The sequence below is a fragment of the Mesorhizobium sp. 131-2-1 genome (assembly GCF_016756535.1).
Taxonomy (GTDB): Bacteria; Pseudomonadota; Alphaproteobacteria; order Rhizobiales; family Rhizobiaceae; genus Mesorhizobium.
The window spans coordinates 1,560,582-1,572,929 of the sequence record NZ_AP023247.1 but is presented as its reverse complement, the minus strand read 5'-3'; the positions used below and the strand labels follow the sequence as shown (position 1 = coordinate 1,572,929).

At 65.0% G+C, this 12,348-nt stretch carries 8 protein-coding genes; 7 read left to right on the top strand and 1 reads right to left on the bottom strand.

What is annotated here, in order from left to right:
• The first annotated feature begins 30 nt into the window (after window positions 1–30).
• Window positions 31–630, top strand: coding sequence for a TetR/AcrR family transcriptional regulator (locus JG743_RS07710; protein ID WP_202299200.1), 600 nt, complete (start codon window positions 31–33; stop codon window positions 628–630).
• 99 nt (window positions 631–729) lie between these two features.
• Here the strand turns inward: JG743_RS07710 and JG743_RS07705 are convergent, their stop codons facing one another.
• Complete coding sequence (locus JG743_RS07705; protein WP_202302502.1) at window positions 730–1,647, bottom strand: peptidylprolyl isomerase; 918 nt, start codon at window positions 1,645–1,647, stop codon at window positions 730–732.
• A gap of 251 nt (window positions 1,648–1,898) precedes the next feature.
• Between JG743_RS07705 and secA the strand changes: the two genes are divergently transcribed.
• From secA to JG743_RS07675, 6 genes are all read left to right on the top strand, one after another.
• Window positions 1,899–4,625, top strand: a complete 2,727-nt coding sequence (gene secA / locus JG743_RS07700; RefSeq protein ID WP_202299199.1) for a preprotein translocase subunit SecA — start codon at window positions 1,899–1,901, stop codon at window positions 4,623–4,625.
• A 280-nt stretch (window positions 4,626–4,905) separates the two neighbouring features.
• Complete coding sequence (locus tag JG743_RS07695; protein ID WP_202299198.1) at window positions 4,906–6,309, top strand: lipopolysaccharide biosynthesis protein; 1,404 nt, start codon at window positions 4,906–4,908, stop codon at window positions 6,307–6,309.
• Window positions 6,309–7,589 (top strand): GNAT family N-acetyltransferase, encoded by a 1,281-nt coding sequence (locus tag JG743_RS07690; protein ID WP_202299197.1) that lies wholly within the window; start codon window positions 6,309–6,311, stop codon window positions 7,587–7,589. Before JG743_RS07695 ends, JG743_RS07690 begins: the two co-directional genes overlap by 1 nt.
• A gap of 65 nt (window positions 7,590–7,654) precedes the next feature.
• On the top strand, window positions 7,655–8,803 hold the full coding sequence (locus JG743_RS07685; RefSeq protein WP_202299196.1) for a YncE family protein: 1,149 nt from the start codon (window positions 7,655–7,657) through the stop codon (window positions 8,801–8,803).
• A gap of 311 nt (window positions 8,804–9,114) precedes the next feature.
• Window positions 9,115–10,539, top strand: a complete 1,425-nt coding sequence (locus JG743_RS07680; RefSeq protein ID WP_202299195.1) for a family 16 glycosylhydrolase — start codon at window positions 9,115–9,117, stop codon at window positions 10,537–10,539.
• A 12-nt stretch (window positions 10,540–10,551) separates the two neighbouring features.
• Window positions 10,552–12,348, top strand: a complete 1,797-nt coding sequence (locus tag JG743_RS07675) for a type I secretion system permease/ATPase (protein ID WP_202299194.1) — start codon at window positions 10,552–10,554, stop codon at window positions 12,346–12,348.

Sequence of the window (12,348 nt, the reverse complement as noted above, 5' to 3'; positions counted from 1 at the left end):
TGACGGACTCACCGGCCAAGGAAGATCAGCATGGGCACGACTGCCGGCCCCGGCCGCAAATCGATCGGCGCGAAGCGCAACCCCGACAGCGCCGGCGCCATTCTCGACGCCGCCGAGGCGGTGCTGACGGAGGCCGGCTATTCCGGCTTTTCGATCGAGGCGGTGGCGCGCCGGGCGCGGGCGGGAAAGCCGACCATCTATCGCTGGTGGCCGAGCAAGGCCGCCCTGCTGCTAGATGTCTATCAGCGGCAGAAGCGCGTCGACGTCCCCGATACCGGCAATCTCGAGGACGACCTCGTCGGCTTTCTGAAGAACCTGTTCTCGCACTGGCGCCGGACATCGTCCGGCAATGTGTTCAGATCGCTCATCGCCGAAGCGCAGTCGGACAGCCACGCGGCCGCGGCCCTGGCCGGCTACGCGGCCGGACGCCGAGCCCACACCGGCCAATTGATCGCGCGCGCCAAGGCGCGCGGCGAGGTCGCGCCCGATGTCGATGCCGAGATCGTCGCCGACCTGATCGCCTCCTATGCCTGGGGGCATCTGTTGACCAACCGTCTCGACGAAGACGAGGCCACGCTGCGCGCCGCCGTCCACTATGTGATCTCCGGCATTTCCGGCAAGCGTTCATAGCCGCCAGGCTCAGGGAGCCGGCGCGACACGATCGATTCTACGGCACCAACGAAAAAGGGCGCCGATCGGCGCCCTTTTTGTGATGTGTCACGTGCCGGCTTACTTGCCGCTTTCGATCGTCTCGACCGCCTTCTTCAGGTTGGCGTCGGGGATCTCGACCTTGGCGTCGGCGCGCAGCTGCTTCACCAGCGCGAAATACTTGTCGCGGATGACCGCCTGCTTGGCCTGGTCCTTGACCTCCTCGAAGGCCGGCGGCTGCTTGGCCCGCTTGTCCTCGAGCTTGATGACGTGCCAGCCGAACTGCGACTGCACCGGCTCCTTGGTGTATTTGCCGACTTCGAGCGCGAACGCCGCCTTGTCGAACTCCGGCACCATCTGCCCCGGTCCGAACCAGCCGAGATCGCCGCCATTGGACTTGCCGCTCGGATCGCTGGTGTGCTCGTTGGCGAGCTTCTGGAAGTCGGCGCCGCCGTCGAGCTGCTTGATGATTGCCTCGGCCTCTTCCTTCGTCTTCACGAGGATGTGACGGGCATGCACCTCGTTGACCGGCGGCGTGTTGGCGATCTCCTGGTCGTAGCGGGCGCGAACCTCGGCGTCGGTCACCTTGTTTACGACGCTCTTCTCGACCATCTCGCCATGCAGCGCGCGCTGCTGCAAAAAGGCCATGCGGCGCTGGAAATCGGCATCCTTGTCGAGGCCGGTGGCGACCGCCTGGGCGGCCATGACACGGATCTCGATGGCCGCCGAAAGGGCGGCCGCGCGACGCTGCTCGGGCGGCAGTTGCTGGAACTGCTGCGACAGCTCGCCCTCGGCAAGCCCAAGGTCCGCCTCGGTCAGCGGCTGGCCGTTGATCGTCGCGACCACGGCGTTCGGATCCACCGGCTTGGCGGCGGCGGCCGGGGCGGCCGGCTGGGCCGGCGCGGCTTCCTGCGCCATGACCGGCGACAGCGACAGAGCCGACAGCCCGAATGCCAGGCCAAGGCTGGCGAGCGACGCGCGGCGGAACAATAAGGTCATCAAGATTAACTCCGGTGGGGATTGCTTGGGCTGAATGGCTTCAGATCGGCCAGATTGTGGCGGAATTTGGCGCGGTCCGCAGGACCAGCGCGGCGTTGACATCGTTTGAGCCCCCTCTTATCTGTCCAACGACTTTGCGTCCAGAACCGTTTTCCGGGCGCTTTTTGCGTTTGTCCGCGTTTCACGCGGATTTGATGGGGCCGCCCGGTGCCTGTCGCAACGAATAAGAATGCTATCGAAAGGACCATTGGATGGTCAGTCTTGGCGGTCTCGCCCGTAAGGTTTTCGGCTCCTCCAACGATCGCCGGGTGAAGGCGACCCGGCCGCGCGTCGAGGCCATCAATGCGATGGAAAACGAGATGCGGGCGCTTTCCGACGCCGAGCTTCGCGGCCGGACGGAAAAATTCCGCCAGGATATCGCCAACGGCGCCTCGCTCGATGATCTCTTGATACCGGCCTTCGCCACCGTGCGCGAAGCCGCTCGCCGCGTGCTTGGCCTGCGCCCCTTCGATGTCCAGCTGATCGGCGGCATGGTGCTGCACAATGGCGGCATCGCCGAGATGCGCACCGGCGAGGGCAAGACCCTGGTCGGCACGCTGCCGGTCTATCTCAACGCGCTGGCCGGCAAGGGCGTCCACGTCGTGACCGTCAACGACTATCTCGCCACCCGCGACTCCGAATGGATGGGCCGCATCTACAAGTTCCTCGGCCTCACCGTCGGCGTCATCGTCCACGGGCTCTCCGACGAGGAGCGACGCGACGCCTACGCCGCCGACGTCACCTACGCCACCAACAACGAGCTCGGCTTCGACTATCTGCGCGACAACATGAAGTATGAGCGCGCCCAGATGGTGCAGCGCGGCCACAGCTACGCCATCGTCGACGAAGTCGATTCCATCCTGGTCGACGAGGCGCGCACGCCGCTGATCATCTCTGGTCCGCTCGAGGACCGTTCGGAGATGTACAACACCATCGACGCCTTCATGCTCAAGCTCGGCCCGGCCGATTACGAGATCGACGAGAAGCAGAAGACCTCCATCTTCACCGAGGAAGGCACTGAGAAGCTGGAGAACCTGCTGCGCGACGCCGGCCTGCTGAAGGGCGAGTCGCTTTACGACGTCGAGAACGTCGCCATCGTCCACCATGTCAACAACGCGCTCAAGGCGCACCGCCTGTTCCAGAAGGACAAGGACTATATCGTGCGCAACGGCGAGATCGTCATCATCGACGAGTTCACCGGCCGCATGATGCCCGGCCGCCGCTATTCGGAAGGCCTGCACCAGGCGCTCGAGGCCAAGGAGCACGTGGCGATCCAGCCGGAGAACCAGACGCTGGCCTCGGTCACCTTCCAGAACTATTTCCGCCTGTACGACAAGCTCGCCGGCATGACCGGCACGGCGCTGACCGAGGCCGAGGAGTTCGCAAACATCTACAATCTCGAGGTCACCGAGATCCCGACCAACCTGCCGGTCGTGCGCAAGGATGAGGACGACGAGGTCTACCGGACCGTCGACGAGAAGTACAAGGCGATCGTCAAGGAGATCAGGGACGCGCGCGAAAAGGACCAGCCGATCCTGGTCGGCACCACCTCGATCGAGAAATCCGAGCAGCTGGCCGAGCGCCTGCGCAAGGACGGCTTCAAGAATTTCGAAGTGCTGAACGCTCGCCACCACGAGCGCGAGGCGGCCATCGTCGCCCAGGCCGGCAAGCCCGGTGCCATCACCATCGCCACCAACATGGCCGGCCGCGGCACCGACATCCAGCTCGGCGGCAACGCCGAGATGCGCATCGCCGAAGAGCTTGGCGACATGCCGGAAGGCCCCGAGCGCGAGGCGAAGGAAAAGGATATCCGCGAGGACGTCGCCCGGCTGAAGGAAAAGGCGCTCGCCGCCGGCGGCCTCTACGTGCTCGCCACCGAGCGCCATGAATCGCGCCGCATCGACAATCAGCTGCGCGGCCGCTCCGGCCGCCAGGGCGACCCCGGCCGCTCGAAATTCTTCCTGTCGCTGCAGGACGATCTGATGCGCATCTTCGGCTCCGAGCGCATGGACGGCATGCTGCAGAAGCTCGGCCTCAAGGAGGATGAGGCGATCATCCATCCCTGGATCAACAAGGCGCTGGAAAAGGCGCAGAAGAAGGTCGAGGCGCGCAACTTCGACATCCGCAAGAACCTGTTGAAGTATGACGACGTCTCCAACGACCAGCGCAAGGTGGTGTTCGAGCAGCGCATCGAGCTGATGGACGGCGAAGGCCTGTCCGAGACGATCGCCGAGATGCGCGACGGCGTCATCGAGGAGATCGTCGCCAAGAACATTCCCGAAAACGCCTATGCCGAGCAGTGGAACGTCGCCGGCCTCAAGGCCGAGGTGGCCGAATTCCTCAACCTCGACCTGCCGGTCGAGGAGTGGGCCAAGGAAGAAGGCATCGCCGAGGACGATATCCGCGAGCGCATCACCGCCGCGGCCGAGGCCGCCGCCAAGGAGCGTGCCGAGCGTTTCGGTCCTGACGTGATGAGCTATGTCGAGCGCTCGGTGGTGCTGCAGACGCTGGACCACCTCTGGCGCGAGCACATCGTCAATCTCGACCATCTGCGCTCGGTCGTCGGCTTCCGCGGCTATGCTCAGCGCGACCCGCTGCAGGAATACAAGGGCGAGGCCTTCGAACTGTTCCAGGGCATGCTCGGCAATCTGCGCCAGGCCGTCACCGCGCAGCTGATGCGCGTCGAGCTGGTCCGCCAGGCGGCGGAAGCCCCGCCGCCCGCGGCCCCCGACATGTTCGGCAGCCATATCGACGGCACCACCGGCGAGGACGACTTCGGCGAGACGGCGCTGCTGGTGCGTCAGGAAGCCAGTGCCGTCGTCGCGCCGGAGAACCGCGATCCGAAGAACCCGGCGACCTGGGGCAAGATCGGCCGCAACGAGGCCTGCCCCTGCGGCTCGGGCAAGAAATACAAGCACTGCCACGGCGCGTTCGCGTAAGGCGCTCTCGTCCTTCTCCCCGTTCATGGGGAGAAGGTGGCCCGAAAGGCAGGATGAGGGGCGGCGGCGCGTTTGAGGCCTGCCATCTTCCCAGCCCCTGCAATCCCACCCCGTTTTGCCGCAGCGCGACGCTTCGCACGCTCGCGCTGCCTCTCATCCGCCTGCCAGCACCTTCGCTCCGAATGGAGCCGGGGAGAAAGGCACCCTACCCAACCGTTTCTTAATGTGTTTTCGCTAGACCAAAACGCAGAAAAGAGGCGGAAAACGGAGAATAATCGGGGTGCGCTTTTCCGCGGCGACGACTGCCGGGCGGTTTTTGCCGCAGCGCTGGGCGCTGCGCGTGAGCCCGTTGCTTGGCCGCATCGATGCCGTGCTGTTCACCGCCGACGAGCGCGGCGAGGCCGGCCGCATGTCGCTGATCGCCTTTACGATCCGCATCATCAGCGCCGTCATCGCCTTCGTCAGCCAGGTGCTGATGGCGCGCTGGATGGGCTCGTTCGAATACGGCATCTTCGTGCTGGTCTGGGTGACGATGGTGATCGTCGGCAACCTCGCCTGCCTCGGCTTCCACACCTCCGTCATCCGCTTCATCCCCGAATATCGCGAGCGCGGCCTGCTCGCCGAGCTGCGCGGCATCGTCGTCGCGAGCCGGGTGTTCGTGCTGGCCGCCTCGACCGCGATCGCCGGCCTCGGCGCACTGGGCGTCTGGCTGTTCTCGCCCTGGATCGAGAACTACTATGTCGTGCCCTTCATCCTCGGCGTGATCTGCCTGCCGATGATCGCGCTGGGCGACCTCCTGCAAGGCCTGGCGCGGGCGAATTCATGGGCGCTGTTCGCGCTGTCGCCGACCTATCTGGTGCGGCCGGTGCTGATCCTGGTGTGCATGGCGCTGATGCTGGCGATGGGCTACGCACCCGATGCCAGGACCGCGATCTTCGCCTCGATCGCCGCCACCTATGCCACCACGCTCGGCCAGTTCATGGGCGTCACCGCGCGTATCGACCGCAAGCTCGCGCCGGGCCCGATGAAGGTGCATTTCGCGCAATGGTTCATGGTCTCGCTGCCGATCTTCCTGGTCGAGAGCTTCTTCTTCCTGCTCACCAATGCCGACGTGCTGATGGTCGGCGCCTATCTCGATCCCGATGACGTCGCCGTCTATTTCGCCACCGTGAAGACGCTGGCGCTGGTGCATTTCGTCTATTTCGCCGTCAAGGCCGGCGTCGCCCAACGCTATGCCCAGTTCACCCACGGCGAGCCGGAGCGGCTCGCCGCCTTCGCCCGCGAGACCGTGTCGTGGACCTTCTGGCCCTCGCTGCTGATGGCGCTGCTGGTGCTGGCGCTGGGCCAGCCGATGCTGGTGCTGTTCGGCCCCGAATTCACCGCCGGCTATCCGCTGCTGTTCCTGCTCGTCTTCGGCGTCGTGGCGCGCGCCGCCGTCGGCCCGTGCGAGAGCCTGCTCACCATGAGCGGCAACCAGAACATCTGCGCCGCGGTCTATGCCATGACGCTTGCCTTCAACATCGGCCTCAACGTAGCGCTGATCCCCTTCTTCCACCTGTGGGGCGCGGCGATCGCCACCAGCCTCGCCATGGTCTTCGAGGCCAGCGCGCTTTCCTTCACCGTCTGGCGCAAGCTCGGCATCGTCATGTTGATTTTTGCGACCGCCAGGAAGGGGAACGCCTGATGGCCGCCATCCCGTTGCTCGAGGAGACCAGCGGCGGCCCGGCCGGCGCCATGGTGCAGGGTCTGGCCGGCCTGGCGCGCGACGCCGACCCCGCCCATATCGAGATCCTCGCCAACAACAGGCCGGAGCGCAAGCTCGCCATCTATCCGGCTTCCGCCGGCTTCGACCTGGTCGAGGAGCTCGACTATCTGTGCACCCGCACCATCGAGCCCAACGTCTTCTTCAACCCGCGCTTCCTCGCGCCGGCCATGCCGAGGCTGGAGGACCGCGAAGTCAAGCTCGCCGTGATCCGCGACGGCGACGAATACCGCAACCGGCTGCGCCTCCTGGTGCCGTTCTCGGTCGAGCGACCGGCCATTCCGCTCGGCGTTCCCGTCATGCGCACCTGGTCGAGCCCGTTTGGCCCGCTCGGCACGCCGCTGGTCGACCGCGACGATCCGGTCGGCGTCATCGAGGATTTCTTCTCGATGCTGTCCAGGCCACACCTCAAGATGCCGAGGGTCTTCGTTCTGCCAGACATCAGGCTGGACGGACCGGTGGCGAGCCTCTTGACCACCTTTGCCGAAACGCGCGGCCTGACCATGGTCACCACCGGCAAGATGGATCGCCCGATGCTCGAAAGCGAGGCCGAGGGCGAGGACTACCTCAAGGCGTCGCTGCGCTCGCACCACTACCGCGAATTCCGTCGCCTGAAGCGCCGCCTGGCCGACCTTGGCCAGCTTGAGCATGTCGTGGCGCGCGGGACGGAAGAGATCCGCCACGCCATCGAGGCCTTCCTGACACTGGAGGTGGCCGGCTGGAAAGGCCGCGAGCGCACCGCCATGGCGATCGACCGCTACCGCGCCGCCTTCGCCCGCGAGGCGGTTCACCGGCTGGCCGAGCATGATCTCTGCCGCATCCATTCGTTGACGCTGGACGGCCGCACCATCGCCAGCCTGATCGTCTTCGTCGAAGCCGGCGTCGCCTACACCTGGAAGACCGCCTATGACGAGGCGCTGTCGGCCTACTCGCCGGGCACGCTGCTGATGATCGAGGTCACCAGGCAGAATCTCGACGACCCCAACATTGTGGTGACCGATTCCTGCGCCGTGCCGGACCATCCGGTGATGAGCCGGCTGTGGACGGAGCGCAAGCCGATGGGCACGCTGGTGCTTGGCCTGTCGCCCGACGCCGACCGCCTCGCCCGCCAGGCGGCCTCGCAACTGCATCTCTACCGCGAGACCCGCAACATGGCCCGCATCCTGCGCAACCGCATGCGCAGCCTGCTGAAACGACGCTAGAGGAACGGCGAGCGCATGGCTTTCAGCAGCCGAATCCGGCCGGCCTTCATCGCAAGGCAATCCAGATGATCAGGACCGTCCTGCGTCATGCCGGCCTTGCGCCGGTTCTCCTGCTTGCCCTGCTACCGGCCAGGACCCTGGCCGGTTCTTGTCCCGAGGACTGCAGCGAGCCGCCCGTCAACGTCTACAGCCATACGACCGCCGGCCATCTCAGCCCGGCCACCGCCGGCGCCCTGCCGCGTGTCTATGTGCCGAACCGGTCATCGAACAGCGTGACGGTGATCGACACCGCGACACTCAAGGAGGTCGACAGGTTCAGCGTCGGCAGCAAGCCGCAGCACGTCGTCCCCTCCTGGGATCTGAAGACGCTTTGGGTCGCCAACAACGGCACCGGGAAAAATGGCAGCCTGACCGAGGTCGACCCGAAGACCGGCAAGCCCGGCAGGCAGGTACCGGTCGACGACCCCTACAACATGTATTTCATGCCCGACGGCAGCTCGGCCATCATCGTCGACGAGGCCTTGCGGCAGCTCGACCTGCGCGACCCCGCGACCATGGCGCTGAAATCGGTCATCCTCACGCCCGACTGCGCCGGCATCAACCACGCCGATTTCTCAGCCGACGGGTCCTACGCGATCTTCACCTGCGAGTACGGCGAGGGCGGGCTGCTCAAGGTCGACTTGAAGAACCAGAAGGTGCTTGGCCATCTCGACCTCTCTAGGATGGGCATGCCACAGGACATAAGGCTCTCGCCCGACGGCAAGGTCTTTTACGTCGCCGACATGATGAATGACGGCGTCTTCCTGATCGACGGCGATAGTTTTGCCGAAATCGGCTTCATCCCCACCGGTATCGGCACGCATGGCTTCGTCGTCAGCCGCGATGGCAAGCGGCTCTATGTCTCGAACCGCGGTTCGCACAAGATGGAGCAGGGCCGCGCCAGGGGGCCGGGCAGCGTCACGGTGATCGACTTCGCCGCCCGCTCCGTGGTCGCCCAGTGGCCCGTTCCGGGCGGCGGCAGCCCCGACATGGGCAACATCAGCGCCGACGGCAGGCAGCTCTGGCTTTCCGGCCGCTTCGACAGCGAAGTCTACATGTTCGACACCACGTCTGGCGCGGTCACCAGGATCCCCGTCGGCGCGGAGCCGCATGGGCTGACGGTGTGGCCGCAGCCCGGGCGATACTCGCAAGGGCATACCGGGAACATGCGGTAGGCCTTGCCTTGTCTCGCCAGAGCGAGGCGAGCGCGTCGAAACAAAATGCATGCTTCATCAGCGATCTGCACAAACATTCGGCAGAATTCCGGCAATATTGAGTAAAATTAACAGAGCCTCGCGCGTAAATTGTATTAGAATCCACTCATTCTCTCTGCTTTGAAGAATTGAACGCTGAAATACAATTTTTCTCTGTACTATAGGACAATTCCTTGGAACGATAACCTGAATTACAAGTTGATCCAGCACCGATCGGCTGAACTCGTATCGACCGATTCTAGCAGGCCGTGCACCACGAGGAGGACCGTCCTATGGCCACTGTCATCAACGCCAAAGGCATTCCCCTTCCCTACACCGGCGCCTCCACCCACTGGTACTCCGCAACCGGGGCCGGGCCGGAACTGCACGGCACATCCGGCAATGATTCCTTCTGGGGCGACACCAGCGTCAACGTCACCATGTATGGCGGCGCGGGCGACGACTATTACCATCTCTATTCGACGATCAACCGGGCCATCGAGTTGCCCGGCGAAGGCGTCGACACGATCGACACCTGGATGAGCTACAAGCTCCCCAACAATTTCGAGAACCTCGTCGTCACCGGCGCCAATCACTACGCGTTCGGCAATTCAGTCGACAACATCATCAAGGGCGGCACCGGTAGCCAGACGTTTGACGGCGGCCTCGGCAACGACGTGCTGATCGGCGGTGGCGGCGCCGACACGTTCATCATCACCAAGGGCCACGGAAGCGACCTGATCACCGATTTCGGCGCGGACGACACCATCCGCCTCAACGGCTATGACTTCATGTCGTTCGACGACGTCAAGGCGCACATGATCCAGGCGGGAGCGAACCTTCTGCTTAATCTCGGATCCAACGAGGTGCTGGTGTTCAACAACACCACCGCCGACAAGTTCTCGGCTGGCCAGTTCGAGCTGCCAATCGACAAGTCCGCAATGACGCTGTCCTTCAATGACGATTTCAACACGCTCAGCCTTCACAATGGCCAAGGCGGCACTTGGGACACCAACTTCTGGTGGGGGGCGCCGAACGGCAGCACGCTGACCCAGAACAACGAGCTGCAATGGTATATCGACGCTAACTACGCCCCGACGAGTTCGGTCCACCCGTTCAGCGTCGACAACGGCGTGCTGACCATCACCGCGGCTCAGGCGTCGGCCGACATCAAGCCGCTGATCAACAACTATGAATACACCTCCGGCATCCTGACCACGCACGACACCTTCTCGCAAACCTATGGCTATTTCGAAATGAGGGCCGACCTGCCGGAAAACACCGGCGCCTGGCCGGCCTTCTGGCTGCTGCCGGAAGACGGCTCGTGGCCGCCGGAACTGGACGTCGTGGAAATGTACGGTCAGGCACCGAACGCGCTTCTGATGACCGCGCATACGAATCAGACGGGAACCCACACCAAGATCGGATCGACGGTGAACGTCTCGGACACCGACGGCTTCCACACCTATGGCCTGTTGTGGACGCCGGACAAGCTGGTGTGGACCTATGACGGCGTGCAGGTCGCGGAGGCGGCAACGCCGTCCGACATGAACAAGCCGATGTACATGCTGGTCGATCTCGCGGTCGGCGGTCAGGCCGGCGCGCCGCCGGACCATCTCGCCACGCCGGCTCAGATGAAGATCGACTATATCCACGCCTACACGCTGGACGATTTGCAGCAGAGCCACCTGAACGTCACGGGCGAGCACACGGTCTAGGCGTCCGTGCGTATGTCTCAGGACCATGCTCCTCGCGGCAAAGCGGAAACGACCAGGCACACAAGCCTGCGGCCGGTGTTCAGGCGCGCCATCGCCGATGTCGGCATCTTCTCGTTGCTGATCAACATCCTGTTGCTGGTGATCCCGCTCTACCTGCTGCAGGTCTATGACCGCGTCCTGCCGTCTTCCAGCATCGAGACGCTGCTCTACCTTTCGGCGATCGCGGTGATGGCGCTCGCCTTTCTCGGCTTCCTCGACGCGGTGCGGGCCATCTACGCGCAGCGCGTCGCGGCGACGATCGACGGCGTACTGGGGGCGACGACGTTCGCTACATCGCTTGGCGCCGCCGCGCTTGGCGCCAGATATGCCGGCGGCCTGTCGCCGCTGCGCGACCTCGCCTCTGTCTGCGCCTTCATCAGGTCACGCGGCGTGGCGGTGCTGTTCGACCTGCCCTTCGCTCCCGTCTTCCTCGCTTTGCTCTATCTCATCCATCCTGTCCTGTTCTGGCTGACGCTCGCCGGCGCCGTCCTGTTGCTTCTCCTGGTGGTGGCCAACCAGCTTGCCATCGGCAGGAACGATGCCTTGTCGGCGGAGCGTTCGGCCATCGCTGCCCAAGCGGAGCAGGCCTTCGCCCGCAATGCCGACACGCTGCGCGCCATGGGCATGGTCGAGAACGCCGCGCGGGTCTGGGGACGCCACGTGGCCGACGCGCTTGTCCTGCATGACCGCTCGGCGAGCGCCAATGCGATCTTCAGCGGCGCCTCCAGGGCGCTGCGCATGACGCTGCAGCTGGCGATCCTCGGCGCTGGCGCATGGCTGGTGCTCGAAGGGCAGATGACGGCCGGCATGATCTTCGCTTCCTCGCTGGTGTCGTCGCGCGCGCTGCAGCCGCTCGACCAGTTGATCGGTTCCTGGCGGCAGATCGTCGATGCCCGGCGAGCCTGGAAGCGGCTGGAGACCGCGCTTGCGGCGCGGCCGGCCGAAGCGCGGAAACTGTCCCTGCCGGACCCGTCAGGCGCGATTTCGGTGCAGGACGTTTTCTTCATGGCGCCGAATGCTCAGCCCGGCACCGAACCCATTCTCAAGCGGCTGAATTTCCAGATCGGCGCCGGCGAAGCGGTGGCGATCGTCGGCCCGAGCGGCGCCGGCAAATCGACGCTGGCGCGGTTGCTCGTCGGCGCTACCCAGCCGACCGGCGGCGCGGTCAGGGTCGACGGCGCCGATCTCAGGAACTGGGACGACAACCAGCTCGGAAGCAAGATCGGCTATCTCGCGCAGGAGGTGGAGCTGTTTCCCGGATCGATCGCGGACAATGTCGCCCGCTTCGACGCACAGGCGGACGACGCCGCGATCATCGAGGCGGCAAGGCGCGCCGAGGCGCATGATCTGATCCTGGCGCTGCGCGACGGCTACCAGACCAGGGTCGGTCCGTCGCACCGGACGCTGTCCGGCGGCGAGCGCCAGCGGATCGGGCTGGCGCGCGCCTTCTACGGCAATCCGAGGATCCTCGTGCTGGACGAGCCCAGCACCCATCTCGACGGCAGCGGTGAAATGGCGCTGGAAGCGGTGCTTTCGGCCGCGAAAGCCGCCGGCGTCACGACGATCGTGATCACGCATCGCCCATCGATCGCGGCGGCCTGCGACCGCGTGATGCTTTTGCGCGGCGGCATGGTCGAAGCTTTTGGTCCGGGCGACGAGGTGCTGCGGCAGTCGTCGGCGGCCAAGGGCCTGCCTGCACAGCAGGGCACGGTGGTGACGGGCTCGTTCGCGCCGACGATGCGCGCCCACGGCATCCGCTTCGGATCGTAG